This is a genomic window from Stenotrophomonas sp. BR163 (assembly GCF_047520985.2).
GTDB classification, from domain to species: Bacteria; Pseudomonadota; Gammaproteobacteria; order Xanthomonadales; family Xanthomonadaceae; genus Stenotrophomonas; species Stenotrophomonas sepilia.
In genome coordinates this window covers 100,308-124,492 of sequence record NZ_JAXBRE020000005.1, presented here as the reverse complement: position 1 = coordinate 124,492, position 24,185 = coordinate 100,308, and the positions used below count along the sequence as shown (strand labels likewise).

Here is a 24,185-nt window from a genome sequence, read left to right as displayed (position 1 = left end):
CTCAGGATTCATCGCGCATCCCCTTCAATACGTTCTCATCGAAGCGAAACACCGGCAGCAGGCCGTCGGTGTCGCAGTTCCCCCTCCTGTCCGGACGGCGCTGGCAGTGCGCCGGCCTGCTGCCGGGCTCGCGCATGGTGCAGACCGAGCAGACGCCATGCCGGCGCAGGTAGGCGTTGTAGCGTTTCCGTGTGCGGGCCTCTGGCGTGGTCAAGCTGCGGCCTCCCCGAACAGGCTCGGCGCCGCGGCCAGGTACTCGATGGCCACCTCCAGCCGCGCGCCCTTCTCGTCCGGCTCCATGCGTTCCAGCAGTGTCCGCCGGATCTGCTTGTCGTCCACCCAGGCGATGCCGTTCAAGGCGTCGGACAGCACCTTTTCGCAGTTGCCAAGGTCGATGCACTGCACCGTGTCGTCCCAGGTGTACGGGTCCTTCCGTGCACGCTTCGCCCAGTCCTGCGGCCGGCGCGGGAACAGCTTGATGTACAGCCCCACGCGGCCGGTCGAGGGAGCGCGGATGCCAGCCGCCTTGGCCAAGTGGCCGACCGCCGCCTTGTAGGCCTTCGCGTCCTCGGTCACGTAGGTGATCGCCAGCGGCTTCGGCTTCCTCGGGATAACCCGCACGGCCCAGTAACGGTTTGAGCTGATTGGATATGGGAGGGTGAGGTGGATCATCGGGCGGGCTCCTGCAGCTGCAGCCGGGAAAGGGTGACGTTCAGGGCGGCAAGCTCGTCCATCTTCATTACGAGCCACATGCGCTTCTGCCCGTGGATGCCGTTGAAGCTGCCCTGATGGCAGTCCTTGCACAGGGCCACTGTCGTGAAGTGCTGCCCCTGGTTGATGTGGTGTGCGTCGCTGGGACCAGGCCGGCTGCAGACGCTGCAGGGCAGCAGCTTGACCGCCTCCACGTGCCGCCTCTCAGCCGAGGTGAACGGCTTGGAATTCTTCGACCGCATCAGCAGCACTCCCGCGTGAATTCGGGAGTGGGTATGCTTCCGGCACGGATACCGGGGCAATCAACATGGAATTGATGAAGAGATTCAACTGGACGAGGATCTGCCTCAACGCAGCGCTTGTAGCCACTGGCTGCACCTTTGCCTTCGTGCTTCTCGCTTTCACCGGACAGATTCAGTTCGGCAAGGACGCACCCGCTTGGGTGCAAGCGGTTGGCAGCATCGCCGCCATTGTTGCGGCAGTCGTAATCGCCTCTAACGAACGATCTGCCGCCAAGAGGGAGGCGGACAAGCGGGAAATGGCTGAAGCCAACATGCGCTACACCAGAGCCCATAGGGCCGTTAGGCGGTTCCAGAAGGGCATTTCCGCCCAGCTCGATCATGCGAAGGTCCAACGCGACGGAAGCGTCATCGTGCCGATGCCGGCTGCACCAATTTCCAGAGAAATGAGGGAAATCGAGCGGGAATGCCACCTCATGCCTGATGCTGGTGGAGAAATACTCACCACCATCAACTTCTTTGAAGAAGCTCAGGACCTGCTGAAGGACCGACTCCTGATGCCGGGACACGCCGATCGCTTCATCGAACTTCTGGAGTACGCAGAGCAGCGCAGGATTAGGGCGGTTAACCTCATCGAGGCGTTCCTTCTCAAGGCAACGGCTTAGCTCCATCACGCCACCCTCCGGTTCTGCCCGGCCATGTTCCAGAACTCGGCGCGCACGTCGTCGAGCATCACGTGGGTGTAGCGCTGGCCGATATGCTCGGTGATCCCATCGAACAGGACCTGGAATCGGTCCTGTTCCATTTCGTCGAACGACAGGCTCTCCGCCTGCTTGACCATCAGGCGGCCGACTCCTGGAACGTCGATCTCCATTTCCTCGCAGCAAGTGCCGGACTCGCGCTGTAGGCGCTTCACCGCGTCGTGGCTGCCGAGCTGCTCCCAGCCCTCCACGTTGTCGACCATGAGCTGGCCAATCTTGTGCACCAGGCGGTGCTGCCAACCCTCGCGCGGCTGCTTCAGTTCAGCGCGGACCTCGCGGCCCACCTTGAACTTGCGCTCACGCATCAGGCGCTGGTCGACCTCATGCGCCGGCACAAGCGCCCCAACAAGCTCACCGGTGCCCGGATCGATCAGCTTAGTCACGACCATGTAGATCGGACGGCGCGCGCGCTTGGCACGGATCTTCTTCGCTGCTGCGGTCATGGTCATGCACGATCTCCTGCGGCGCGGTCCTTGCCGCTCCTGTGATGGCCTGCCGGCGCGTCGAACCCACCGTCATCGTCGCCAGCGGTAGCCCGCGCCAAGGTCTTCAGGGTGTAGTTCGGCTTCTCGCCGTGGTAGTTCTCGAAACGGCTGCATTCGAGGTGGTGGCGCAGGTAGGCGGTACCGGTCTCGCCCTGGCGATTCTTGGCCAGGATGAATTCCGAGATGCCGGGAGCGCCGCAGGCATCCTTCGTGTAGTAGTCGTCGCGGTAGATGAAGGCGATCACGTCGGCGTCCTGCTCAATGCCGCCTGACTCGCGCAGGTCGGCCATCACCGGGCGCTTGTCGGTGCGCGTTTCCAGCGACCGATTGAGCTGCGACAGCGCGATCACCGGGCAGCCCAAGGTCTTGGCCAGCTTCTTCAGCGTGCGCGAGATGTAGGAGACTTCCTCGGTCCGGTTACCAGCCTTGGCCGGCCCCGACAGCAGCTGCAGGTAGTCGACCGCGACCACGCCCAACCCGCCCTTCACCTTGGCGTGCATGCGGGACGCGCGCGCCACCAGCGAATCCACCGGCAACGAGCCGCAATCATCGATCGCCAGCGGCAGACCATGCAGGAAGTTGCGGGCGATGCTCAGCTTGTGCCAGTCGTCGTCGGTCAGCTCGCCCTTGACGCGCATACGCGAGAGCGGCACTCCCGAGTGCATGCTCATCAGCCTTGCAAGCAACTGCCGGCGGCTCATTTCCAGACTGAACACGGCCGCGTTCTTGCCCTGCACCGCCACGCTGTAGACCCACTCCAGCATGTTCGCCGTCTTGCCCATCGACGGCCGGGCCGCGAGGATCATCAGGTCCGTGGGTTCCAGTCCGGGCAGCTTCCTAGCCACGTTCTGCCACGGCGGAACCAGACCCAGGTCGGCGGTGCCCTCGAACCGGGCTTCCATTTCCTCCCACATGCCCTGCAGGTCGCTGCGCACCATCACCAGGCCGCCGTTGCCACCCGACTGCACGCTGAGGTTGGCAAACTTCGCTGTGGCGCTGGCCACCAGCGCATCGGCGTCCTCGTCCGCAGTGCCGTAGGCGTCGTTGGTGATCTCGGTCGCACGCTCGATCACACCGCGCAGCAGCGCCTTGTTGCGCACGACCTCGGCATAGCCGCGGATGTTGGCCGCTGACGGCGTGGTGCTGGCCAGCTCGACGAGGTACGCGCCATCGCCCACCATTTCCAGCTGCCGCTGGTTCTCGAACCAGTTGATCAGCAGCACCGTGTCGAACGGCTGCTCGCGGTCGGCCAGATCGCAGATGGCGTGCCAGATCAGCTGGTGGTCGCGGCGGTAGAAGTCTCGTTCCGTCAGCACATCGCGGACTTCGCGCAGCGCTTCCGGCGCCAGCATCAAGCCGCCCAGGACGGACTGCTCAGCGTCGATCGAATGCGGGGGCACCGGCAGATGGCCGTAGTCGTCGCGGTAGGCAGGCTGAGCACTCATGCGGCCTGCTCCTGATCCTGCTCCCGGGCACGCTCGGCATCGCGCTCACGGGCCAGCTGCACGCCGGCGGTCGTCAGCTCACAGGGCCCGGTCGCCGGGAACCACCAGAGCTTGAACCAGTTGCGGCGAACGGCGTCGCGGAAATGGGCCCGCCAGTCCTTCTGCATCCGGCCGCTGTCGCGGTGCCGGGAGGCGAACTCGCGCCAAGCCAGGTGCAGGAAGTCCCTCGGGATTCCGGTATCCGTGGCGAACGTGAAGATCGGATCGGTCCGCGGGATGGCCGACTCGCCCGCCTCCTGGCACAGGTCGAGGAAGGCGGCGAAGGTGATCTTCTCCCGCTTCCGTCGTCCGGGCTTTGCCCCCGCGGCGTCAGCCGGGGGGGTATGGGGGGGCTTTTCTTCTTTTGGATACGGAGACGGATACGGAGACGGAGCATTGCTAGAAGCTGCTGGACGCATTGCTGCATCACTGCTACCAGCATTGCTAGTAGCATCAGTTTTCTTGCTACTAGCATCCGAATCGGAGCTTGCAGCACGAATCCGCGCATACTCGGGCACTTGCCGATCAGCCTCAGCTTCGCCGTGATGGCGCTTGACCGCGTTCCATTTCGCCTTCAGTGAGCGCAGGTCAGACCCTGCCGACCACGGTTGGTGATCAGCCCAGTCGTGCAACTGGTAGGCCCCTTCCACGCCGTCCAGGAAGCCAACGGACGCCAGCTCGCGGACGAACGCGTCGTTTTCTCCGGTCCAATCAGCGGCCAGCTCGATGTCCTCCGCTGACATGTCGGACAGGTCGCCATCGGGCCGGTTGGCACGGGCCCAGAGGATCAGGCACACAAGCGACCAGCCCGCCGAGGCGTCCAGACGGCGGATCAGCTTTTTCGTCTTGGGGTGGCCAGGAAGGCCGACGCTCAGGCGCGCATCGGTGCTCATCACGCACCCCGCAGGAGTTGCAGGCAACCGGCGATGTGCCAGCGCTGCCGGACCAGCCACATAGCGTGGGCGAGAGGATCGGTCAGGCGCTTCATGCCACCGTCCTCGCCGCCACGTGCGCACGCTGAGCGAGGTCAGCGGCGTCGGCCTGGATGGAAGCGCACAGGCGCCCGATCTCGCTGGCCTCGTTCTGCGAGATCTTCCCGTCCTCCAGCGATTCGGAGACGGCCTGCGCGAGGTTGCCCTGCCGTGCCGCCACCGCCAGCAGAGCCGTCACCACGCTGCCGCCCGGCGAGCCCTCGGTGCGGCGCAGGACATAGCCGTGCTCGGCGGCCAGCGCGTGCAGGATCCGGTCGTCACCGGTCACGCCCATGATCTCGCTGGCCTCGGCCAGGGTCAGGTGATGCGTGTTGTTGTTCGGGTTGACCTTGTTGCGCAGCACCGCGGCGGACATGCCGATGCGGACGGCCAGCGCTTCACTACCACCGGGGTAGTCCTTCACGGTCTTGTGTGCGGCGTCTGTGATGTTCATGGGCGGTCTCGGTGAACGTGGTTTGCGTTACGACGCCGGCGCAAGATGCGCGGCATGGAGAAGCGAGCGAAAAAGGAAGCAAGGCTGCTGTGGGCACCGAATGTGGTCAGGCTGGTGCACATGGCGGGTAGGTCGTACGCGATCAGGAGGGTCAAAGGCCGGGATGTAGTGCGGTGCCTGCGCCAGCCTCGCCGAGCGCCAGGGATGGCGCTGGGAGCGGTGCTCCCCTTCCCTGCCAAGAGGGCCGTCCGTTGACGCCTCCCCTTCTCTCGATACGGTCGAGGTGCAACACCCACCCAACCGATCAAGAAACTACCCATGTACGAGATCAAGAAGCTGGAACTGCGCCTGCGGCACACCGAGGCGAGGACCGAAGCCCTAGAGGAAATGCTGGTGATCGTGAGCAAGGGACTCATCCCCGGATCCCCCGCAGCCGCCGCGGTCCAGGCGCAACTGCGAGACGCAGCTGCATACGCGGGCCCGTCCGTAGCGAAGAAGGAACTGGCCTCCCTCGCCCGCGCCGTGGGCAACCTGCAGTAGCTACTCCGACGGCCATCTCAGGCTGCGGCTCCGGCGGGTTTAGCGCCGGTTGCATAGAGGTGATGGAGCTGGACGGCAGCCATGCCGCCCGGCTCCTTAGTCCTGCCCTGTTTGATGTCGCTCACGGTCTGAGGCGATTTGCCGATGGCACGGCCAATTTCGGTCAGGGACCAGCCGCGCTGTTCGAGCGCTTTGATTCGGTCTGCCCAGGTGATTTCCATGTGCGCGTTCCTGTTGGGTCGCCCAAGACTATGGGATGCCATAGCTTCATGTCAACGGCATCCCATAATGGGTTTCCGTAATGCTCGCAGTCATGAACACGATTGGTGAACGAATTAAGGAAGCTCGCCGGATACGTGGCCTGTCTCGGCCTCAATTGGCTGAGGCAGCCAAGATCAAGTACCCGACGCTTGCCGGCATTGAGAACAACGACCAGGCGGGTACAACCCAGCTACCTCAGATTGCAGAGGCTCTCAGGGTCTCCGCCAAGTGGCTTCAGACCGGAAAGGGGGCGATGGAGGTCGCCGAAGCTGGACCTGATGACTCTGACTACACTGACGTCACCGGTTACTCCCAGGCGGTGGGACTGGGTGCGGCAGGTGCCGAAGCTGAAGAGTATGCGGAGACCCACAGCCTCAAGTTCAAGAAGACCAGCCTAAGGCGCAGGGGCATCTATGGACGCAATCTGGCTGTCTACTACGGCAAGGGCGACTCGATGGAACCGACCATCGAGGACGGAGACGCGATCTTGTTTGACACCTCAGATACAAGGGTGGTGGACGGAGCGCTCTACCTTGTCCAGGTTCACGGCGCCGCCAACCCTGAGTACTACGTCAAGCGCGCTATGGTGCTGGAAGCAGGCGTTTACTTTGCGAGCGACAACCCTCGAGGCGACCATAACTGGCAAAAGCCTAGGCCGATGGATTCAAAGAGGGAGCCAATCACCGTAGTTGGTCGTGTTCATTGGATAGGTGGTTGGGCTGACTGAACCCTTGTTCATTACTTAAGGAAGACTTTATGGCACTGGTCGTTTGCCGAGAGTGCGGTGGAAAGGTTAGCGATGCCGCACCCGCTTGCCCTCATTGCGGGTTCCCGCAGACTTCACTTGATTCCCCATCGATCCCCAGCTACCAATCGCCAGCAGAAGTGAAGGGCAAATCAGTCCGCAGCGGCTGCTTAGCAGCTGTGCTTGTAGTCGTTGGCCTTGTGATTGTGCTGCTGGTGCTATCTAACCTGCCAAGAGGCCACGGAGGTAAGGCAAGCACCGACGGAGATTCAACGAGCCGCGCGCTGAAGAGCGAGCAGGAGAACCTGCTCCGAGACGTGAAAGACCCATCGATACCTCTCGCCACTAGGGCGGTCCGTGCTGAATACTTGATCGAAAAGTACCCTGCCACTACGGAGGCAGCGGAGGCTAAGCAGCTCATTGAGCAGATACGGGCTCAGCAGGAAACGGCTAACCAAGAAGCAGCCAAGCTTGCCGCTGAAAGCATAGGAAAGCAGTGGTCGTATTCGACCTTCAAGGACGATATGACGAGCAAGACTGGATACTCTGCATCGGTTACCAGCACGAACAGCTTTGAGTTTGAGTTCCCCTACCAAGGGAAGCAGCATGCACGGTTGACGTTGAGGAAACATCCTCGCTGGGGCAACGACATCCTGTTCTCGATAGAGAAGGGCCAGATCCTTTGTCACTCCTATAGCGATTGCTCCGTTCGCGTGAGATTCGACGAAGGCCCTGCCATGACGCTGACCGGAACTGATCCTTCCGACAACAGCACAGAGACCGTCTTCATCCCAGGCTTCCAAAGGTTCTCATCGCAGTTGGCTAAGGCAAAGACGGTAAGGATCGAGGTGAACGTCTTCCACCAAGGCGCACTTACGGCGACCTTCGACGTGTCGGGATTCGACCCGAAGAGGCTCAGTTCCGCCCAATAGCGCTGAAGCAACAGATCCGACAGCACTGAACCCCGCCACGGCGGGGTTTTCTGTTCTCGTCAAATAAAGTTATGGGATCCCATTGACAATGAACTATGGAATGCCATAGTTTAGCCCCGTCGGCCCACCCGGGCCATCCAGACGGGGTCACCCATGGCAGTCCGCACCGCAAACGATCTGGCCCGCGCTGCCCAGCGCAGCCATGACGGCCGCGCACCGGCCGAACCCAACGACGAGGCCTTTCAGTTCGCCTGCGACCACGTGGCGGCGGAGCTGGAGCGCGAGGGCGACGTTGCCCCGCTGGTCGAGAAGCTGAGCCAAGCCCGGCACGTGATGACCCACCTCCTGACGCAGGAGGTTCCGGCCTACCTGTTGCCCCACTTCCGCGAGCTGGCCGACCTGGTCCGCGACATGTCCCGCCGCGTGGACGCCTCGATGAAGGATTTCGAGGCCGGGCAGCTGGAGGACGCCGCATGAGCGCCCCTGTCGACCTGCAGCGCCTGTGTGACGCCCTTGCCTGGCACTTGCGGCTGGAGCGCGGCGCCAGCCGCCGGGCTCGGTACTTCGAGCGCCGGCCAAACAATCCCCGCAATCCGAACCGCGCCTCATCTGCCCGCGTCGCCGCCGGCTACCAGGGTGACGCCGCGAAAGACCGTCGCCGCATCGCCGAGCTGCGTGCCGAGTTGGCGAGCGTCAAAGGCGGTGCCGCATGACCGCCGCCGAACGCGAGCATCGGCACCACGTGGTGACCACGGTCGTCGCCAATGCCCTGGCGTTCTGCCTGGGCGTGCTGGCCGCTGTGCTGGCGCAGGCGGTACTGTCGTGAGCCGCCGCCTCCGCATCGCCTGGGCCGCCGTCGCGCTGTTCGCCGCAGTCGTCGTACCACTGCGCATCGCCGAGATCCAACAAGCCCACTCCGACCGTGACGCTGCGAAGGCCCGCTGGGCCAGCACTAGCAGCGTCCGCGGCTGACCATCCCCGCCGGCGCGGCCGGCTCCTACGAGAGGCACCACCGATGTTCCAGCTCGATCAACACGATGCGGTGTTCTCGCATCTGAACCTGCGCAAGGAAAAGCACGGCGACGAAGATGCGGCCGCTGCTGACCTGAAGTTCTCGCTGAACGCTCCGAACACGATCCTCAACACCATCGACCCCGCCATCCTGCCGGCGTTCTGGAAGAAGGCCGACAAGGGCCAGCAGCAGAACCTGCCGATGGAAGGCAGCACCGACCTAGTGGCGCTGAATCTGCCGCTGCTGGGCGAGCAGGACATCACCGGGAAGTTCGAAGGCTACGAGCTGTCGATCGGCTCCCTGATGGACCACATCGATCCGGTGTTCTTCGCCGACGCCAAGGTGAAAAAGATCACCTGGAAGCCTCTCGAAGGCGGCAGCGTGGCCATGGGCTTCACCGTCTCGGTGCTGCTGGACGAGGACGAAGACGCCGAGCTGATCTCTGCATGGCGTCGCGGTGAGGTGCGCCTGACCCTCACGCCGCCGAGCGCCGCCCCGCAGCAGGCAGACCTGGCCGCGTAACGCATTCCCCCGCCCTCACGGGCCCCGCGCCGGCCGGGATTCCACGACGCCGGCATCTATTCCCACCCGACAAAGGAACTGCCATGTCCGAAGCCCTGATTCCACTCGAATCCGTCAATGCCGTCGAGGCCTTCACCGGCGGCGGACTGGACGACCTCCTGGCCCGCATTCGCGCTGAGGCCGTCACCCTGGTACCGAACGTCAAGACGGTTGCCGGCCGCAAGGAAATCGCCTCGATCGCCTACAAGGTGTCGCGCTCGAAGATCGCCATCGATGACGCCGGCAAGGCGCTGGTGGCCGACCTGAAGAAGCAGACCGGCGACATCGACTCGGCCCGCAAGAAGGCCCGCGACACCCTTGACGCGCTGCGCGACGAAGTGCGCAAGCCGCTCACCGACTGGGAAGAAGAGCAGGCCCGCATTGAGCGCGAGCGCGCCGAGGCCGAGGAACGCGCCCGTTCTGAGGCCGAAGCGGCCCGCCTGGCCGAGATTGCCCGGAAGGAAGAAGAGATCCGCGCCCGCGAGGAAGCCGTGCGCGCCGCTGAAGAGGCAGAGCGCCAGCGCGTTGCAGCTGAGCAGGCCGAGCGTGAGCGCGTCGAGCGCGAGGCCCGCCTGCAGGCTGAGGCCGCAGAGAACGCGAAGCGCGAGGCAGCTGCTGCCGTGGAGCGTGCCGAACGTGAGGCGCGCGAAGCCACCGAGCGCGCAGCCCGTGAGGCAGCCGAAGCCGAACAGCGTGCCAAGGATGCCGCCGAGAAGGCCGAGCGCGAAAAGGCTGAAGCCGTCGCCGCCGCTGAGCGCCGCGCGCAGGAAGAAGCTGAGCGCGCCGAGCGTGAGCGGCAGGCCCAGGCCGATGCCCAGCGCAAGGCGGACGAAGCACGCGCCGCCGACGTCGAACACCGCCGTTCGATCAACCGCGCCGCCATGGCCGCGCTGATCGCCCAGGGCATCAGCGAAGACGATGCCGCCACCGTTATCACCGCCATCGTGCAGGGCAAGGTCCCGGCCGTGGCCATCCGCTACTGAGGCACCCATGAACCAGATGACCACCCGCGCCGCTGTCGGCGCCCTGATGACCAGCGAGCAGGCCGAAGCTATCCGCGGCGCGTTGAAGTCGAGCCTGTACCCGGGCGCCAGTGATGCGTCCATCGACATGGTGCTGAGCTACTGCCAGGCGGCCGGGCTCGACCCGATGACCAAGCCGGTGCACATCGTGCCCATGAAGGTGAAGATCGGCGAGAACCCCGACGGCACCCCCGTCAACGGCATGCGCGACGTGGTTATGCCCGGCATCGGCCTGTACCGCATCAACGCCTCCCGCACGGGTCAGTACGCCGGCTGCAGTGAACCCGAGTTCGGACCAACCTGCACCATGGAGTCGGTGCGCGACGTGTGGTCGGATGGTCCCAATGGGCGCAGGCAGAAGACGCAGAAAGCTATTCAGCTGCTCTACCCAGAATGGTGTCGCGTAACGGTCCGCAAGCTGCTCGGCAACCAGGTGGTGGAGTTCTCCGCCAAGGAATACTGGCTGGAGAACTACGCTTCCAAGAGCGATGGCAGCCCGAACGCCATGTGGGAAAAGCGCGCCTTCGGCCAGCTGGCGAAGTGTGCAGAGGCCCAGGCGTTGCGCAAGGCGTTCCCGGAAGCGGTCGGCTCCCAGCCCACCGCCGAGGAAATGGAAGGCAAGGAAATCATTGACGGCGAGACGGTGCGCGCTGATCGCCGCCCCTCCACCGCTGGCGCCATCACCCGCCAGCAGCAGGCCGAGCCGCAAGACACCCCGGAGCGCCAAGCGCTGTACGCCAGCCTGAAGGATTTCGCCGACTGCGGAATGGAGGAATACGAGGGCGCCTGGGGCCGCCTGACCAAGGAGCAGCGACAGCTGATCGGCAGCGCGGGCCATGAAACGCTGAAGGGCATCGCCGAACGCGCAAGCGCCACCGTAGTCGAAGAAGGCGACCAGCAGCCTGCAGCCGATGAAGAGGTGCCGCTGTGATCGTCATCGGGTGCGACCAGGGCAGCGAGGCGTGGCACCGCGCCCGCGCCGGCATCATCACGGCCAGCATGTTCGCCACCGCGCGCTCGCGCGTGGGCGAGCTGACCGGCCAGCAGCGCACCTACGTGGACGCGGTGCTGTCCGGCCTGGCCGAGAAGACCGCAATGGAGCGCGCCGGATACAAGGCCGTGCCGCGCTCGGCAATCATCGAGAAGGCCATCGCCGGCGAGCCCATCGGCGATTTCAGCGAGGCGTCGAAGAACTACGCCTTCCGGCTGGCTATCGAGCGAATCAGCGGCGAGCCGCTGGGCGAAGGCTTCGAGACGTTCGCCATGCGCCGCGGCCATGAGCTGGAACCGGAAGCTCGCGCCGAGCATGAGGTGCAGTCCGGCCTGCTGGTGAAACGCGCTGGGTTCGTGTTGAGCGACTGCGGCGACTACGGCTGCTCGGCTGACGGCTTCATCGGCGAGGACGGCGGCAGCGAATACAAGTGCTTCATCAACCCCGAGAAGCTGCGCGCGTTCCACATCGACAACGATGCGAGCGAGGTGTTCGAGCAGGCCCAGGGCTGCATGTGGCTGACCGGCCGGCAGTGGTGGCACATCGGCCTGTACTGCCCGGCGCTGGCCGCCGTGGGCAAGCAGCTGTGGTGGCGCCGCTTCGACCGCGACGAGGCGTTCATCGCCAAGCTGCGCGCGGACCTGGAACCGTTCCGGCAGATGGTGGCCGGGTTTGAGCACAGTCTGCGTGCTGGCGATCACCAGGAGGCCGCCTGATGGACGTGACGATCTACCCCAGCCACGCCAAATGCCTGCGCCGTGCCGGCCTCGCCCGCGCCCAGCTGTTCGCGCAGGTGATCGAGGGCAAGCGCTACACCACCAGGCAGGTGGCCGAGATTCTGGACGTCTCGCGCAGCACGGCCTACGACCGGATCAAGCGCGGCCCCTACCCGCTCACCTGGGCCAACCTGATGAAGGCTCGCCTGCCATGAAGACCTGCACGAAGTGCGCGGCCCGGCTGCCGCTGCGGTTCTTCCCTCTGATCAACGGCAAGGCCACCGCCGCGTGCGCGCCCTGCCGGAACACCGAGCGCCGCCTGCATGACCCGCTGCGCCCCCTGCGCCGCGATCCGCTGCAGGTGCGCCTCAACAACCTCACCAACCTGTGGCACGGGCCAGTGCGCCGCGTGCCGCTCAGGAGCCACGCATGACGAATCGAACCAAGCCGGCCTACCCCTCCGAAGGCCGGATGAATGCACCGAGTGGACTGACCAAGCGCGAGCTGTTCGCCGCGATGGCGATGCAGGGGCTTCTCGCAAGCGGCAAGGCATGGAATGGACCGATGGGTTGGATCGGTGAGGAGTCTGTCCGCGTCGCGGACTCGCTACTAGAAACCTTGGAGAAGACCGCATGACCAGCATCCACGTACAGCCGACCTTCGACCTGGCCACGCAGGCCGAGAAGGACCGCCAGCGGGCCGAGATCGCCGGCGACGTGGCGCAGTTCCTGCGCTCGGGCGGCAAGGTCCAGAAGCTCGGCAACAGCCCCATCGACCGATCCACCATCAGCCGCCGCCAGGTGGTCGAGGGTGGCCACGACAGCCGCACGAAGAAGGGAGCGCGCGCATGAAGACCATCGAGTACTCCATCAGCGAAGCCGACGCCGTGCGCCACCTGATCGTGTGCGACACACAGTTCACGTGGGCTGGCGTCACCAATCTCACGTTGCCGCAGATGATGGATCTGCAGGCCCGTGGCTGGGTTGTGGAAGGCGCTGAAAACGACGAGTTCCAGCTGACCGAGGCTGGCGAGGCAGTCGTTGCCAGGGCGCTACAGGCCGGGAGTGGCAGCGACGATGCGCTACAGGAAGTGGCCCGCAAGATTCGCGCACGCGCCGCCAGCGAGGGCACGGCTCAGCAACACGGAAAGCAGTACGTGGCAGGCCTTCGCACCGCTGCGAACATGATCGACGCCGCAATGGGAGCATCCGCATGACCACCGACAACAAGACCCTGGCGGACGTGCAGCCCGGTGGGAGGGTGAGGCTGGGGGATCAGGCCGAGCTGGATCGGCATGAATTTCAGGCGTGGGCACGCGAGCTGCTCCCCTGTCCGCTCTGCGGAAACGTTGCCGAGTTCGTGCCGTACAAGGACAACGGGCTGACCCTGAAGTGCAAGAGCATGGGATGCATCCAGCGGAACCAGCGCACCCTCCGCTACGGAATCGATTGGCTGCGGACCTCGATGGCAGAACACTGGAATACGCGCGCCCTCTCCGCCCAGCCATCCCCGGGTGGTCAGGGGGATGCTCGCAGGCAATGGCTGGAAATCCGTGGGCTGGCCGCAGCCATCGTGAAGAACCTCCAAGCGTTCGCTGATTCGCCACACAAGGCGGCGTGGTGCGGAGCGCTTGACGACTCGCTGTTGTTCGCAGATCAGATCGAAAAGGCTGCCGCTGCCGCCTATGAAGCCGACCTCGAACGGAGGCGCATGGCATGAAATGGGATAGATCGCGACCGGATTACACACGGCGGTTCCTGTGGCTTCCCCGATGCGTGGAGGGCACTTGGTACTGGCTGATTTGGTGTTGGACGCGCTTCTGCGGTGACTGCACTGAGTTCTATTTCGAGGAGCCAGCCTGTCGCCACTGCGGTGGCGGGAAGGTCTTCTGCAACCATTGCATGCGATGGAGGAAGAAGTTGTGATCGACATCGAACAAAGAATCACCGCAGCCATCGAGCGTATCACATCGGGCAACGCTCCCATGAGAGTTCCTGCGGACGAAACTGATCCTGACTTGGTTCTAGCTGATTGCCTAGCTGAGATACGCCGACTGCGCGCCGCCCTCGCCGCCCGCCAGCCGGTGGACAGCTGCACCGAATCGGAATGCAAGCGTTGCCGTGCCCATCCCGATCATAGGGGGAGTATGGAACACGCAGGTATCAGCGACTTCCGCCAGCCGGTGGGGTCTACCCCCGAATGGTTCGAGCTTGTCATACGCGACGTTTGCGAGCTGGACCCGGAGGACCCTGACGCCGCCGGCACAGTGTGCATCCGGCTGCTCGACCTGCGACTGATCATGGAGCGGCATGCACTGCCCGCGCATGCCGTGGACCTGGGCCAGTTCCGGCGTGCCGTTCGCTGGGCTGTAGTGAACGCAGTTACCGAGGACTTCAAGAATTACGCCGAAGGACTGCTGGCCCTGATCGACGGTAAGGCGGTGGGCAAATGAGCGGCGTCCGTATCGTCTACCGCACCATGCGCTGCTCGATCCCCGAGGGTGGCGAGGTGGTGCTGCATGTGCCCGAGCATATCGGCGTCGAGTCTCTGGACATGGCAGCCGAGTGCATTGCGCTGCAGATGCGCATCTTCAAGCGGCACGCCGAGATGGCCATGCCAGCGCTGCCACAGGAGCCTGACGCCCATGGCTAACCAGCTGCTCACCGCTGCAATGGTCCACGTGTTCGCCCTGGCCGGCTTCCTGGCCGGCATCGCCACCCTGTGGGCGATCAGCCGCGCATGCCGCGCCGCGCGCAATGGGCTGCGCTGGTGCTGGCGGAGGTGCGCTCATGGCTGATTTGCTGCCGATCCTCGTTGCCTGCGAGTACAGCGACACCGTAGCGTCGGCGTTCCGCGCCTTCGGCTTCGATGCCTACTCGTGCGATTTGCGCCCCAGCGAGGGCGACCCGCGCTGGCACATCCAGGACGACGTACGGAACCACCTGCAGGCCGGCCGCTGGCTGGCGATGGTGGCCCACCCCTACTGCACCTTCAACACGCTGGCCGGCATCCGCTGGATGTACCACCCCGACGACACTGCGCTGCCGCAGCCCGATCGTCGCCGGCACCCGAAGTACCCGAATAGGATGCGCGACTTCTTGGAGGGAGCGCTGCTGTTCGCCGACCTGATGGCCGCGCCGATCGAATTCATCGGCAACGAGAACTCGAAGCCGCACGGGCTGGCCATGAGCGTGCTGGGCCGACCGACGCAGACCGTGCAGCCCTACGACTTCGGCAGCCCATTCACCAAGGGTGCCACGCTCTGGCTGAAGAATCTGCCGGCGCTGGTGCCCACCCACACGAAGGCGCAGGTGATCGCGCAGCACGGGAAGATCGAGGCCCGTTGCCACCTGATGCCACCAGGCCCCGACCGCGAGAAGGAGCGCTCACGCTTCGATCCCGCGATTGCCGCGGCGATGGCCCAGCAGTGGGGGGGGCACATCCTCGAAACGAAGGCAGCAGGCCGAACGCAGGTAACGATGCCTGCCGATCTGTTTGCAGCCGCATGAACACCGCCACCGAGCAGCTGCGCGCTGCGCTGGCCACGAACTGAAGGAGGACAACATGGCTACCGAGCCGCTCGTTTTCATCAAGATGCCCGAGGTCAAGCGCCGCACGGGTCTGGGCAAGACCACGATCTATGACCGGATCAGCGCCGGCACTTTCCCGGCGCCGGTGCCGCTGGGCGGCAATGCGGTAGGCTGGATCGAGGCTGAGGTGGACGCCTGGCAGGCCGCCCGGGTTGCCGAGCGGGATGGAATTGAACCCGCCAAGGCTGCATAGAGTGGGGGTATTGCTGGGGGTATCGGTTTCGAACACCAGAATCAACCACCTGCGCCATCAACAACTTACGTTCACATTGCGGTAGGGCCCACCTCCACCATCTGTATGGCCTGTCGAGGCCGCAAGAAGCCGGATCTCCCGTCAACTGGGGTTCCGGCTTTTTTGTGCCTGCACGTCGCGCAGGACGTGTGGCGCATAATCGGGATGACACCTCCAACACAGCAGTCCCTCCATCCGCGACCGCCAGAAGGATCTGCCATGAAAGCCCCCCTCGCGATGTCCCTGCTCCTCACCGCGCTCGCCGCAGCCCCAGCCACGCACGCCGCAGCCCCGGCCATCGCGCCGCCCGGCACCGCCACGCTGGAGGCGCTGCTGGCCTGCAAGGCAGGCTCGGATTTCAGTGCGGCCGACGCCATCGATGCGCTGCAGGCGGCCGGCCTGGCCAAGAAGCCGGGCGGCACGTTCGAGCCGGAGGACAAGCCGGTCGCGCTGTTTGGCGGCACGGTCAGCAGTGCCGATGTGAATGTGGCCGAAGGCGAGAAAGGCCTCTTCGTGTACTTGAACGGCGTCGATCCCAAGCGCCTGGCCAGGGCCTGGTCGGTGACCGAGGTCAACGAGCATGCCAATACCGAGGAACCTTCCTACGTGAAGCGCATCGACAAGCGCCACACCCTGCACGTGATCGCGGGTGACGACTACGAGGGCTATTCGGCGGCGGTGAAGTGCCAGATCAGCCGCTGATGGCGTAGCCGACGCTACAGCCAGCGTGGCACGCGATGACGGTACCGCGCGTACGCCTCGGGAAAGCGGGCCATCAGTGCCCGCTCCTCCGGCAGGATCTGCAGCCAAGTGATGTACGCCAGGAACAGCGGCACCACCAGCAGCGCGATCAGGTTCTGCAGGTACACCATGGCACCAAACAGGACCAGCGCCTGGCCGAGATACATCGGATTTCGGGTGCGGCGGTAGATTCCACTGGTAACCAGCGCGCTCGACGCCGAAGGTCGCAGAGGATTGACGGTGGTACCGGCGCGTCGGAAAGAGACCTTGGGCAGCAGGTTGAGCACGACACCCAGCGTCACCGTCACCCCTGCCAGCAGAACAGGCATCGGTACCCGAAGGTGCAAACCCGGCCACAGCCAGCGTGCTGCAAAGCCCGCAGCGGCGAACAGCAGCATTACCACGGGCGGGGGAATGCGGGTTTCCAGCCAGGCCATCGCGATCACCGTGTCCTTTCCATTCGCCGCAGTGTCACACGGAAATGGCTGAATCGCCCCAAGCGGCCAGGCGCAAACCGACCCGTCCGGTCTATTCCGCTTTGACAGGCCGGCCGCTAGAGTGGCGCCACCGCGCAGGAGGATCGCATGGCTACCACGGGCTTGGGCTTCATCGGCCGCACGACCCTCATCATCACCGTGCTGCTCACCCTGGGCGGCTGCGCGACGCTGCGCCAGTTCGGGCCGTCGGTGCAGGTTGCCTCAGTCACGCCCGGCCAGTACATCGCGCTCAAGCGCGGTGACATCCTGACCTCCGGCAAGCTCAGCGCGGCGACCATTGAGACCCTGCGCGTGGCCGGGCTCGATGAGGGCGTCTGTGCCAAGCCCGGCCTGCCCTGCATCGAGGCCATGGAAAGCAGCATCGTGGTGCGCGAGGAAGACAAGCGCTCCAGCCTGGCCGAGTTGTGGCTGCAGTATGCGATGACCCTGCCGGCGCCAAAGCGCGAGTACTCGGCATCCGGCCGTGCCAAGACCGCCGTCACCGAGCTGGATGCCGACTTCCAGCCACGCCTCGATGCGTGGATGCAGGTCGCGCGCCAGGCCTATGCCTATCTGTTCTTCACCGAGCGCACGGCGAACCAGCGCGGCTTCGAAGACCGCCAGACCCAGGTGCGCGACTACTACAACCTGGCTGTGCAGGAAGCCTCGGTGCAGCTTTACAACGCCTATGCCACCGGGCGCGTGCACGGCCAGGCCAGCCATTTCCAGCTGGGCCGCTGGACCTTCGTGCTGGCCCCTTCAGACGAAGCATCGGCACTGGACCAGCGTACCCCGAGCGAGCTGGTACCCGCCGCCTCGCTGTCGTTCACCGGTACGCTGCGAAGCGTGCATCGCCGCGATGGCTTCGGTGCCGAGCTGGTGGCGGTGATGGATGACCCGGCCGACAGCACGGCCACCACGCCTCGGGCAGCGGCGCAGGCAACGCAGGCCAGCACTTCGGCCACGCAGAGCTGGAGCGAGATGCCCTCGCCATCGATGACGGTGCTATTGCGCTTCTCGGGGAAAAACCTGTGGGAGGTGCTGCACGATGACGAGCCGGAGCTGGAGATCCACGATCCCTACCAGGTTTCGGAAGTGACCCTGCACAGCCAGCAGGTGCCACTGGCAGCCAATTTCACTGCCGGCTATGCGCTGTGGTTGGCCCGCTCCAACTTCAGCCGACAGTCGCTGCGCACGCTGTTCGGCGGCAAGGGCGGCATCGACACGCCGCATCTGTACATGATGCAGCCCTATGACCCGAACCGCCGCGTGCTGCTGATGATCCATGGCCTGGCCAGCAGTCCGGAAGCCTGGGTCAACGTGGCCAACGAACTGCTGCGCGACGACGAGATCCGCCGGGACTTCCAGGTCTGGCAGTTCTATTACCCGACCAACATGCCCATCGCGATGAGCCACGATGCGATGCGCCACACGCTGGCTGAAGTGTTCAAGCACTTCGACCCCAGCGGCAAGGCGCAGGCCTCGCATGACATGGTGCTGGTAGGGCACAGCATGGGCGGGGTGATCGCACGGTTGATGATCTCCTCCTCCGGCGACCACCTGGTCGACACCCTGCTGGCCACCGCGCAGATGACGCCCGCCCAGCGCGAACTGCTGCGCACCAAAGGCGCACCGGTGCTGACCTTCCTGCCGGAACCGGAAGTGTCCCGCGTGGTGTTCATCGCCACGCCGCATCGCGGCACCGACGTGGCGGGCACCCGCCTCGGCCGGTGGATCGGCCGGCTGGTGCGGTTGCCACTGACCGTGCTGGAAGACGTTGCCACCATCGCCAACGACGGCCAGATCGACCGCAATGACGGCAAGCACGGCTACCAGATGAACAGCATCCAGAACCTGGACAAGGACGACCCGTTCGTCCGCGCCGTGGCTGACCTGCCGATGTCACCGAAGGTGCACTACCACTCGATCATCGCCCGCGCCAAGGCCGATGGCCCGCTTGAGAAGACCGATGACGGGCTGGTGCCCTACTGGAGTTCGCACCTGCCGCACGCGGATTCGGAGAAGGTGATCGTGTCCGGACACAGCGTGCAGGAAGCTACGCCGGCCATCGTCGAGCTGCGGCGGATCCTGCATGAGGACATGCAGGCACACGGGCGAACGGGAAAGTAAGCCGCCGTCCCGACAGATCAGGCACCGGCCGTACGCCGCGAGAACGTGCCATGCAGCGCCGCCGGAATCGCAAAGCCCTCCATGCGCACCTCGGGCCGATAGTCGGCGCTGGGGGTGAAGCGGAACTCGCGTGCCAGCAGCGCGCACAGCAATACCAGCTGTGCGTTGCCGACCGCCGATCCCACGCAGGAACGCGTGGGGAAGCCATAAGGCACATAGATGCCGGCGGTACGCTTGCGCCGTTCGGGCAACCAGCGATCGGGATCGAACTGCAGCGGGTCATCCCAGTACTTCGCCGAGCGGTGCTGGATGAACGAACTCAACTCGAACACTGTGCCTTCGGCGATGGCCTGCCCTTCCACCTGCAGATCGCAGGCGGCCACCCGGCGGTTGTTGAAGGGCGTGGAATACAGTCGCATCACTTCCTTCAGGAAGCGCATCGTGCAGGGAATCCTGGCCATCGGCAGCGCATGGATTTCCGCATCCGAGAGCGGCGCGAATTCCTCCTCGATGCGCTGGCGCCAGCGCGGATGCATCTGCATCGCCAGCAGCAGGCAGGCGGCCATCATGCCAGGCACGCCGGAAATGGCGATCAGCTGCACGGTGACCAGGTAAGTGACCTTGTCCAGGCCGATGCGCTCCCGCAGGCTCAGCAATGACTGCGCGTAGTCCAGCGCCGAACGTCCGCTGCGGACCCGGCGCTTGAGTTCGGCGGCGATCGCCCGCGATTCGCCACGACCGATGAGGAAGTTGCGCAGCAGATGACGCCGATGGATGACCTGCTCGACCTGGGTGGTGTAGCGCAGATGCAGGGCGCGTTCGATGGCCGCAGTGCCGCGCGCGTCGAGCCCATCGATCACCAGTGGCACCAGCGGATGCGCCATCACCTTCCACGCGGCTGGCGTGGCATCCAGCTCGCGCCCGCACAGTGCGTCCAATGCCTGCCGCATGCGCGACTGCAACACCTCCAGAGTCTGTGCACTGGTGAGTTCAGCACTGCGCGTGGCAATCAGGCTGCGCACTTCGGTCCAGCGCACGCGTTCGTGCCGGCGGAACAGGTCGGCCAGCGACTCGACCACGAACAGGTGCTCGGAATTCTCCTTGTCGACCTTGCCGGCCAGTTCCGGGCAGAAAACCCCGATACCGCCGGTTTCCAGTTTCAGCACCGGCCCTTCGCGCTCCACGCGCGCAGCCAGGCGCTCGGCAGCAATGGCGCTGCCTTCATTCGACATCCCTTGCATGCAGTGCGTCTCCGGCAGGAAGGGACTCGAAAGACGAGTCCCTTCGTCTTGCTACCGCTAGATCGCGGGTTTGGCCCGCAGGATCAGAATTCGACCCACAGAGGCCAGGTATTCCACACGCTGCTCTTTTCGTTCGGATGAATATTCAGAGTGACGCGCAATGCTCGGGCGAATCTTTTCATTTTCATTCCTTTGCTTGCTGTGTGGTTATGCCGGGATTATCCCGGCACTGGCTAGATAACACGACATAATCCCACTGTCCAACCGGCCGGGTGGCGCGCTGCAGCATCCGGGTTGCGGCCGATTGAGGGGAATCCCTCATCGCGCCTGCGCACGCAGCCTCCTATGCTGGGCTCACTTTCCCCCAACGGAGGTCCGCATGAACACGCAAGAGCCCAGCCGCCAGCCCAGCCCCGATCCGGCCGAGCGCGATGCCTTCTTCCCGTCGCCGTATTCGCTGTCGCAGTTCACCTCGCCCAAGAGCGACCTGTCCGGCGCCGACTATCCGGATGCGCGCCGCGATGGTCGCTGGAAGGTGCTGATGATCGCCGCCGACGAGCGCTATCTGCCGACCGCCAATGGCCACCTGTTCTCCACCGGCAACCATCCGGTGGAAACCCTGCTGCCGATGTACCACCTGGACAAGGCCGGCTTCGACATCGACGTGGCGACGCTGTCCGGCAACCCGGTCAAGTTCGAATGGTGGGCGTTCCCACACAAGGACAGCGAGATCGGCGCCCTGTACGAACGCTACCAGGCACGCTTCCGCCAGCCGTTGCAGCTGGACCAGGTGGTGGCCGGCCTGGGCACCGATTCGGACTACGCCGCTGTCTTCATTCCCGGTGGGCACGGCGCGTTGATCGGCCTCCCGGAAAGCCGCGCTGTGAAGGCCACCTTGCAGTGGGCCATGGCCGAGCAGCGCCACATCATCACCCTCTGCCATGGCCCGGCGGCGCTGCTGGCAGCGGGCGTCGACGAAGCCGAGGGTGACTCGTTGTTCCGTGGCTACCGCATCTGTGCCTTCCCCGACGCAATGGACCGGCAGACACCGGAGATCGGCTACATGCCCGGGCAACTGCGTTGGTTCTTCGGTGAACGGCTGGCCCAGCAGGGCGTGCAGATCGTCAATGAGGGCATCGATGGCAGCGTGCTGCAGGATCGCCTGCTGCTGACCGGCGACAGTCCGCTGGCCGGCAACGCGTTGGGCAAGCTGGCCGCGCGTACGCTGCTCGATGCACTGTCGGGGCGCTGAGCCCATGCCTGCGCTGGTGCCCGCGCTGCTGGAACTGGAACAGGCTCGGTCATTGCCTGCGGTGGGCGGCGTGCTGCGCGCCGCCGCCTCACCCTTGGGCTACGACCGCCTGTTGGTGTTTGCCACCGGAACCGGGCTGGAGCGCGGCGCACAGCGCGTGTACTGGATCGAAGGTGACTGGTTCGACGACGGCAGCGCCACCGGGCTCGCCCGCTACCTGCACGCCTGCCCGGTCAACCGCCATGTACTGGACAGCACTGCGCCGTTCTTCTGGAGCAAGCGCCAGGGCGTGCGCGGCGAACGCTATGTGGTGGTGAAGCAGCCGCGCGGCGATGGCCTGCATGGGCTGCAGGTTCCAGTGTTCGGCCCGACCGGTCTGGAAGGCGCGGTCAGCTTCGCCGGCACCTCGATTGATGCGTCCGCCAGCGCGCGTGTGCTGCTGGACATGGTCGGCACCTCCGCCTTCCGTGCGGCGCGGCGTCTGGCCGAAGCGCCGGCCGACATCCGCGCGGGCGCGCTGAGCGCACGCGAACGCGAGGTGCTGCGCTGGGTCGCCGCTGGACGGCGCCAGGCAGAGATAGCGGCCACGCTGGGGCTGTCTGCGCGCACGGTTGAGAACCACCTGCGGCGAGCGCGGCAACGGCTTGGCGTAGCGACCACCGCGCAGGCAGTGCGCGCGGCAGGCCGCCGTGGCGAGATTGAAGATTGATCAGGATGGAGGCACTTCCTGCTGCCTGATCAGCGTGCTGCATACGCCCTGTGCATCTGCGCGATTGCAGAAGGCAGGCGACGGGATGAGCTACGACCCGTGATCGCCGGTGCGCGGTCCACCGCGTGGGACGTTCATCGCCCGCCCGGCATCCGCGAGCCACCCATCCCTGCATAACGCTGTCCGCGCATTCGTGGCATGCTCCATGAAACCGTTTTCATGGAATGGAGGGATTCCACGATGTTGTCGCGTTTCCGTCACCCCGTACTCTGTGCCCTGCTGGCGCTTGCCCTGCCTGCGACCAGCGCCTGGGCCGCAGCCCCTGCGCCGTTGAAGGTGATGTCGTTCAATGTGCGCACCCCGGCCGATACCGAGCCCGGCAAGCGCTGGCCCGATCGTCGCGATGCGATGGTGAAGGTCATCCTCGATGCGCACCCGGCGGTGATCGGTACCCAGGAGCTGGTGCAGGAGCAGGCCGATTACCTTGCCCAGCACCTGCCCGGCTACCGCTGGTTTGGCGAGGGCCGCCGCGGCGGCAGCGGCGACGAGCACATGGGCGTGTTCTACGACAGCAAGGTGCTGGCGATCGAGGAATCAGGCAACTTCTGGCTGTCTGATACGCCCGATGTGCCCGGCAGCATCACCTGGGGCAACCTGTATCCACGCATGGTCACCTGGGCGCTGTTCCGCCGCATCGATGACGGCCGCCGCTTCTATTTCATGGATACCCACCTGCCCTACCGCGACGAGGACGAACCACGACGGGTGAAAGGTGCCGAGCTGATCGGCAGGCGCGTGGCCGGCCTGCCGGCCGATCTGCCGGTGGTGCTGACCGGTGACTTCAACAGCGAACCCGGCGGCGACACCTACAAGGCATTCACCCGCGTACTGCACGACACCCGTACCCAGGTGAAGACACCGCAGGGCCCGCGACTGACCTTCCACGATTTCACTGGCAAGGCCACCGCGCAGCTGGACTGGGTGCTGGTGCGCGGTTTCCACGCGCGCAGCTTCCTGACCGATGACCGCCGCATCGATGGCGTGCTGCCATCGGATCATTTCCCGCTGGTGGTCGAACTGGACTGGCCGCAGCACTGACCCCGCACGGCAGCCGCAGCTACAGCGGCGGCTGCCGCGACAGCAGGCGATACAGGGCCTGATGCTGATCGCGTGCCTGGCAGATGCGGGCCCCTATCGCCAGGAACACCGCCACGCCGATCAGGCCCAGTCCCAGCATCGAATCCTGCAGGCGCACGAAACCGACCGCTGCGGCCATCGTCGCCAGCACCAGCAGTACCACGACTGCCACTGACAGCCCCGCACCCGGTGGACCCGGATCGCCGAACAACATCCGTTGGGTATCCCGCCTTCCGTCCGCCATCGCCTTCCTCCCGAGTGCCTGACCCACTAGTTACACGGCGGGCCCGCAATCCGGCAGAGTCAGAAACGTCACGAAGGTGAAGACGTACGCGGAATGCACCGCGCTACCCTGCCGCGTACCCCTCGAACTGCGGAGCAGCACATGGCACACCAGAGCCGGCTGGCTGGATTCATCATCGACTGCTAGGACCTTCCCGCTGACGAAGGCGCCCGTTTCTGGGCCGCCGCGCTCGGCCTGCAGGCACAGGCGACGCGTGCCGAAGGGGGCGCCGAGTATGCCGACCTGCTGGGCGCACCGGCGGGCCTGGACGTTGAGGTCCAGCGGGTCGATCACTCGTCACGGGTGCACCTGGACATCGAGAGTGACGACATCGACGCCGAGGCCGACCGCCTGGAGAGGCTCGGTGCGCGCCGGATCGGCTTCGTCAAACGTTGGTGGGTAATGGAAGCACCGACCGGCCATCGCTTCTGCATCGTGCGCATGCGCGAGCGCGAGGTGCCGGCCAATCACTGGCCCTGAAAGAAGAAAGGGACGGAAGCCACTGCTTC

General features: G+C 65.1%; 38 protein-coding genes and 1 pseudogene. 28 read left to right on the top strand and 11 right to left on the bottom strand.

Features of this window, described 5'->3' with window-relative positions:
- Nucleotide 1 precedes the first annotated feature (1 nt).
- Genes ACM0PY_RS06095 through ACM0PY_RS06085 form a run of 3 tightly spaced genes read right to left on the bottom strand, consistent with a single transcriptional unit; the run spans nucleotide 2 to nucleotide 953 of the window.
- On the bottom strand, nucleotides 2-214 hold the full coding sequence (locus ACM0PY_RS06095) for a hypothetical protein (RefSeq protein ID WP_414609353.1): 213 nt from the start codon (nucleotides 212-214) through the stop codon (nucleotides 2-4).
- Nucleotides 211-672: a RusA family crossover junction endodeoxyribonuclease gene (locus tag ACM0PY_RS06090; RefSeq protein WP_414609352.1), complete on the bottom strand. Its 462-nt coding sequence runs from the start codon at nucleotides 670-672 to the stop codon at nucleotides 211-213. The genes ACM0PY_RS06095 and ACM0PY_RS06090 overlap by 4 nt, the downstream gene beginning before the upstream one ends.
- Nucleotides 669-953 carry a hypothetical protein gene (locus ACM0PY_RS06085; RefSeq protein ID WP_414609357.1) on the bottom strand — a complete coding sequence of 95 codons (285 nt, stop codon included), beginning with the start codon at nucleotides 951-953 and terminating at the stop codon, nucleotides 669-671. The genes ACM0PY_RS06090 and ACM0PY_RS06085 overlap by 4 nt, the downstream gene beginning before the upstream one ends.
- A gap of 65 nt (nucleotides 954-1,018) precedes the next feature.
- Here ACM0PY_RS06085 and ACM0PY_RS06080 point away from each other — a divergent pair, with 65 nt between their 5' ends.
- Nucleotides 1,019-1,615, top strand: coding sequence for a hypothetical protein (locus tag ACM0PY_RS06080; protein ID WP_414609351.1), 597 nt, complete (start codon nucleotides 1,019-1,021; stop codon nucleotides 1,613-1,615).
- A gap of 5 nt (nucleotides 1,616-1,620) precedes the next feature.
- Here the strand turns inward: ACM0PY_RS06080 and ACM0PY_RS06075 are convergent, their stop codons facing one another.
- From ACM0PY_RS06075 to ACM0PY_RS06060, 4 genes are all read right to left on the bottom strand, one after another.
- Nucleotides 1,621-2,160 (bottom strand): hypothetical protein, encoded by a 540-nt coding sequence (locus ACM0PY_RS06075; protein WP_414609350.1) that lies wholly within the window; start codon nucleotides 2,158-2,160, stop codon nucleotides 1,621-1,623.
- Nucleotides 2,157-3,641, bottom strand: a complete 1,485-nt coding sequence (dnaB, locus tag ACM0PY_RS06070; protein ID WP_414609349.1) for a replicative DNA helicase — start codon at nucleotides 3,639-3,641, stop codon at nucleotides 2,157-2,159. The genes ACM0PY_RS06075 and dnaB overlap by 4 nt, the downstream gene beginning before the upstream one ends.
- Nucleotides 3,638-4,573, bottom strand: coding sequence for a hypothetical protein (locus ACM0PY_RS06065; RefSeq protein WP_414609348.1), 936 nt, complete (start codon nucleotides 4,571-4,573; stop codon nucleotides 3,638-3,640). The genes dnaB and ACM0PY_RS06065 overlap by 4 nt, the downstream gene beginning before the upstream one ends.
- Before the next feature lie 91 nt (nucleotides 4,574-4,664).
- Nucleotides 4,665-5,105, bottom strand: coding sequence for a phage regulatory CII family protein (locus ACM0PY_RS06060; protein ID WP_088470460.1), 441 nt, complete (start codon nucleotides 5,103-5,105; stop codon nucleotides 4,665-4,667).
- Nucleotides 5,106-5,423: 318 nt separating this feature from the next.
- Between ACM0PY_RS06060 and ACM0PY_RS06055 the strand changes: the two genes are divergently transcribed.
- Nucleotides 5,424-5,645 carry a hypothetical protein gene (locus ACM0PY_RS06055; RefSeq protein WP_088470459.1) on the top strand — a complete coding sequence of 74 codons (222 nt, stop codon included), beginning with the start codon at nucleotides 5,424-5,426 and terminating at the stop codon, nucleotides 5,643-5,645.
- A gap of 17 nt (nucleotides 5,646-5,662) precedes the next feature.
- On the opposite strand, the gene ACM0PY_RS06050 is transcribed toward ACM0PY_RS06055, so the two are convergent.
- A complete protein-coding gene (locus ACM0PY_RS06050; protein WP_088470458.1) occupies nucleotides 5,663-5,866 on the bottom strand; it encodes a helix-turn-helix domain-containing protein in 204 nt (67 codons plus the stop codon).
- Nucleotides 5,867-5,958: 92 nt separating this feature from the next.
- Between ACM0PY_RS06050 and ACM0PY_RS06045 the strand changes: the two genes are divergently transcribed.
- The 21 genes from ACM0PY_RS06045 (at nucleotide 5,959) to ACM0PY_RS05945 (ending at nucleotide 16,409) form a co-directional block, all read left to right on the top strand.
- Nucleotides 5,959-6,633, top strand: coding sequence for an XRE family transcriptional regulator (locus ACM0PY_RS06045; RefSeq protein WP_242898959.1), 675 nt, complete (start codon nucleotides 5,959-5,961; stop codon nucleotides 6,631-6,633).
- Nucleotides 6,634-6,791: 158 nt separating this feature from the next.
- A complete protein-coding gene (locus ACM0PY_RS06040) occupies nucleotides 6,792-7,583 on the top strand; it encodes a hypothetical protein (protein ID WP_495493246.1) in 792 nt (263 codons plus the stop codon).
- A 153-nt stretch (nucleotides 7,584-7,736) separates the two neighbouring features.
- Nucleotides 7,737-8,060 carry a hypothetical protein gene (locus tag ACM0PY_RS06035; RefSeq protein WP_111097070.1) on the top strand — a complete coding sequence of 108 codons (324 nt, stop codon included), beginning with the start codon at nucleotides 7,737-7,739 and terminating at the stop codon, nucleotides 8,058-8,060.
- On the top strand, nucleotides 8,057-8,296 hold the full coding sequence (locus tag ACM0PY_RS06030) for a hypothetical protein (protein WP_414609347.1): 240 nt from the start codon (nucleotides 8,057-8,059) through the stop codon (nucleotides 8,294-8,296). The genes ACM0PY_RS06035 and ACM0PY_RS06030 overlap by 4 nt, the downstream gene beginning before the upstream one ends.
- Before the next feature lie 109 nt (nucleotides 8,297-8,405).
- Nucleotides 8,406-8,555 (top strand): hypothetical protein, encoded by a 150-nt coding sequence (locus ACM0PY_RS06025; RefSeq protein ID WP_414609346.1) that lies wholly within the window; start codon nucleotides 8,406-8,408, stop codon nucleotides 8,553-8,555.
- A gap of 43 nt (nucleotides 8,556-8,598) precedes the next feature.
- On the top strand, nucleotides 8,599-9,117 hold the full coding sequence (locus tag ACM0PY_RS06020; RefSeq protein WP_329813195.1) for a hypothetical protein: 519 nt from the start codon (nucleotides 8,599-8,601) through the stop codon (nucleotides 9,115-9,117).
- An 83-nt stretch (nucleotides 9,118-9,200) separates the two neighbouring features.
- Nucleotides 9,201-10,139, top strand: a complete 939-nt coding sequence (locus ACM0PY_RS06015) for a hypothetical protein (RefSeq protein WP_100449736.1) — start codon at nucleotides 9,201-9,203, stop codon at nucleotides 10,137-10,139.
- Nucleotides 10,140-10,146: 7 nt separating this feature from the next.
- Nucleotides 10,147-11,109 (top strand): phage recombination protein Bet, encoded by a 963-nt coding sequence (gene bet / locus ACM0PY_RS06010; RefSeq protein ID WP_202909960.1) that lies wholly within the window; start codon nucleotides 10,147-10,149, stop codon nucleotides 11,107-11,109.
- Complete coding sequence (locus tag ACM0PY_RS06005) at nucleotides 11,106-11,885, top strand: lambda exonuclease family protein (RefSeq protein ID WP_100449735.1); 780 nt, start codon at nucleotides 11,106-11,108, stop codon at nucleotides 11,883-11,885. The genes bet and ACM0PY_RS06005 overlap by 4 nt, the downstream gene beginning before the upstream one ends.
- Nucleotides 11,885-12,100 (top strand): helix-turn-helix domain-containing protein, encoded by a 216-nt coding sequence (locus tag ACM0PY_RS06000; RefSeq protein ID WP_087786640.1) that lies wholly within the window; start codon nucleotides 11,885-11,887, stop codon nucleotides 12,098-12,100. The genes ACM0PY_RS06005 and ACM0PY_RS06000 overlap by 1 nt, the downstream gene beginning before the upstream one ends.
- Nucleotides 12,097-12,318: a hypothetical protein gene (locus tag ACM0PY_RS05995; protein WP_032962321.1), complete on the top strand. Its 222-nt coding sequence runs from the start codon at nucleotides 12,097-12,099 to the stop codon at nucleotides 12,316-12,318. The genes ACM0PY_RS06000 and ACM0PY_RS05995 overlap by 4 nt, the downstream gene beginning before the upstream one ends.
- Nucleotides 12,315-12,521, top strand: coding sequence for a hypothetical protein (locus ACM0PY_RS05990; RefSeq protein WP_100449734.1), 207 nt, complete (start codon nucleotides 12,315-12,317; stop codon nucleotides 12,519-12,521). Before ACM0PY_RS05995 ends, ACM0PY_RS05990 begins: the two co-directional genes overlap by 4 nt.
- Nucleotides 12,518-12,736, top strand: a complete 219-nt coding sequence (locus ACM0PY_RS05985) for a hypothetical protein (protein ID WP_100449733.1) — start codon at nucleotides 12,518-12,520, stop codon at nucleotides 12,734-12,736. The genes ACM0PY_RS05990 and ACM0PY_RS05985 overlap by 4 nt, the downstream gene beginning before the upstream one ends.
- Nucleotides 12,733-13,101, top strand: coding sequence for a hypothetical protein (locus ACM0PY_RS05980; protein ID WP_100449732.1), 369 nt, complete (start codon nucleotides 12,733-12,735; stop codon nucleotides 13,099-13,101). The genes ACM0PY_RS05985 and ACM0PY_RS05980 overlap by 4 nt, the downstream gene beginning before the upstream one ends.
- Nucleotides 13,098-13,604 (top strand): hypothetical protein, encoded by a 507-nt coding sequence (locus ACM0PY_RS05975; RefSeq protein ID WP_414609345.1) that lies wholly within the window; start codon nucleotides 13,098-13,100, stop codon nucleotides 13,602-13,604. The genes ACM0PY_RS05980 and ACM0PY_RS05975 overlap by 4 nt, the downstream gene beginning before the upstream one ends.
- 187 nt (nucleotides 13,605-13,791) lie before the next feature.
- Entirely contained in the window at nucleotides 13,792-14,337 is a 546-nt protein-coding gene (locus ACM0PY_RS05970) for a hypothetical protein (RefSeq protein WP_414609344.1), read from the top strand.
- Nucleotides 14,334-14,537 (top strand): hypothetical protein, encoded by a 204-nt coding sequence (locus ACM0PY_RS05965; protein ID WP_235646621.1) that lies wholly within the window; start codon nucleotides 14,334-14,336, stop codon nucleotides 14,535-14,537. Before ACM0PY_RS05970 ends, ACM0PY_RS05965 begins: the two co-directional genes overlap by 4 nt.
- A complete protein-coding gene (locus ACM0PY_RS05960) occupies nucleotides 14,530-14,682 on the top strand; it encodes a hypothetical protein (RefSeq protein ID WP_235646620.1) in 153 nt (50 codons plus the stop codon). The genes ACM0PY_RS05965 and ACM0PY_RS05960 overlap by 8 nt, the downstream gene beginning before the upstream one ends.
- A complete protein-coding gene (locus ACM0PY_RS05955) occupies nucleotides 14,675-15,394 on the top strand; it encodes a hypothetical protein (RefSeq protein ID WP_235646619.1) in 720 nt (239 codons plus the stop codon). The genes ACM0PY_RS05960 and ACM0PY_RS05955 overlap by 8 nt, the downstream gene beginning before the upstream one ends.
- A gap of 55 nt (nucleotides 15,395-15,449) precedes the next feature.
- Complete coding sequence (locus ACM0PY_RS05950; RefSeq protein WP_065183319.1) at nucleotides 15,450-15,668, top strand: helix-turn-helix transcriptional regulator; 219 nt, start codon at nucleotides 15,450-15,452, stop codon at nucleotides 15,666-15,668.
- 258 nt (nucleotides 15,669-15,926) lie between these two features.
- On the top strand, nucleotides 15,927-16,409 hold the full coding sequence (locus ACM0PY_RS05945; protein ID WP_180884506.1) for a hypothetical protein: 483 nt from the start codon (nucleotides 15,927-15,929) through the stop codon (nucleotides 16,407-16,409).
- A gap of 14 nt (nucleotides 16,410-16,423) precedes the next feature.
- Here ACM0PY_RS05945 and ACM0PY_RS05940 read toward each other — a convergent pair whose 3' ends face one another.
- Complete coding sequence (locus tag ACM0PY_RS05940) at nucleotides 16,424-16,885, bottom strand: methyltransferase family protein (protein ID WP_111202031.1); 462 nt, start codon at nucleotides 16,883-16,885, stop codon at nucleotides 16,424-16,426.
- A 147-nt stretch (nucleotides 16,886-17,032) separates the two neighbouring features.
- Between ACM0PY_RS05940 and ACM0PY_RS05935 the strand changes: the two genes are divergently transcribed.
- Nucleotides 17,033-19,054 carry an esterase/lipase family protein gene (locus ACM0PY_RS05935; protein ID WP_134972716.1) on the top strand — a complete coding sequence of 674 codons (2,022 nt, stop codon included), beginning with the start codon at nucleotides 17,033-17,035 and terminating at the stop codon, nucleotides 19,052-19,054.
- Nucleotides 19,055-19,071: 17 nt separating this feature from the next.
- On the opposite strand, the gene ACM0PY_RS05930 is transcribed toward ACM0PY_RS05935, so the two are convergent.
- Complete coding sequence (locus tag ACM0PY_RS05930) at nucleotides 19,072-20,295, bottom strand: cytochrome P450 (RefSeq protein ID WP_235646618.1); 1,224 nt, start codon at nucleotides 20,293-20,295, stop codon at nucleotides 19,072-19,074.
- 379 nt (nucleotides 20,296-20,674) lie between these two features.
- Here ACM0PY_RS05930 and hchA point away from each other — a divergent pair, with 379 nt between their 5' ends.
- From hchA to ACM0PY_RS05915, 3 genes are all read left to right on the top strand, one after another.
- A complete protein-coding gene (gene hchA, locus ACM0PY_RS05925) occupies nucleotides 20,675-21,547 on the top strand; it encodes a glyoxalase III HchA (RefSeq protein WP_134972715.1) in 873 nt (290 codons plus the stop codon).
- A gap of 4 nt (nucleotides 21,548-21,551) precedes the next feature.
- Nucleotides 21,552-22,256 carry a PA1136 family autoinducer-binding transcriptional regulator gene (locus tag ACM0PY_RS05920; RefSeq protein ID WP_111201973.1) on the top strand — a complete coding sequence of 235 codons (705 nt, stop codon included), beginning with the start codon at nucleotides 21,552-21,554 and terminating at the stop codon, nucleotides 22,254-22,256.
- Nucleotides 22,257-22,496: 240 nt separating this feature from the next.
- The gene (locus tag ACM0PY_RS05915) at nucleotides 22,497-23,354 is read left to right on the top strand and encodes an endonuclease/exonuclease/phosphatase family protein (RefSeq protein ID WP_111201972.1); all 858 of its coding nucleotides are present in this window, start codon (nucleotides 22,497-22,499) and stop codon (nucleotides 23,352-23,354) included.
- Nucleotides 23,355-23,373: 19 nt separating this feature from the next.
- Here the strand turns inward: ACM0PY_RS05915 and ACM0PY_RS05910 are convergent, their stop codons facing one another.
- On the bottom strand, nucleotides 23,374-23,637 hold the full coding sequence (locus ACM0PY_RS05910) for a hypothetical protein (RefSeq protein ID WP_111201971.1): 264 nt from the start codon (nucleotides 23,635-23,637) through the stop codon (nucleotides 23,374-23,376).
- A gap of 141 nt (nucleotides 23,638-23,778) precedes the next feature.
- On the opposite strand from ACM0PY_RS05910, the pseudogene ACM0PY_RS05905 reads away from it, so the two are divergent.
- Nucleotides 23,779-24,156: pseudogene (locus ACM0PY_RS05905) on the top strand (VOC family protein).
- The last annotated feature ends 29 nt before the right edge of the window (nucleotides 24,157-24,185 follow it).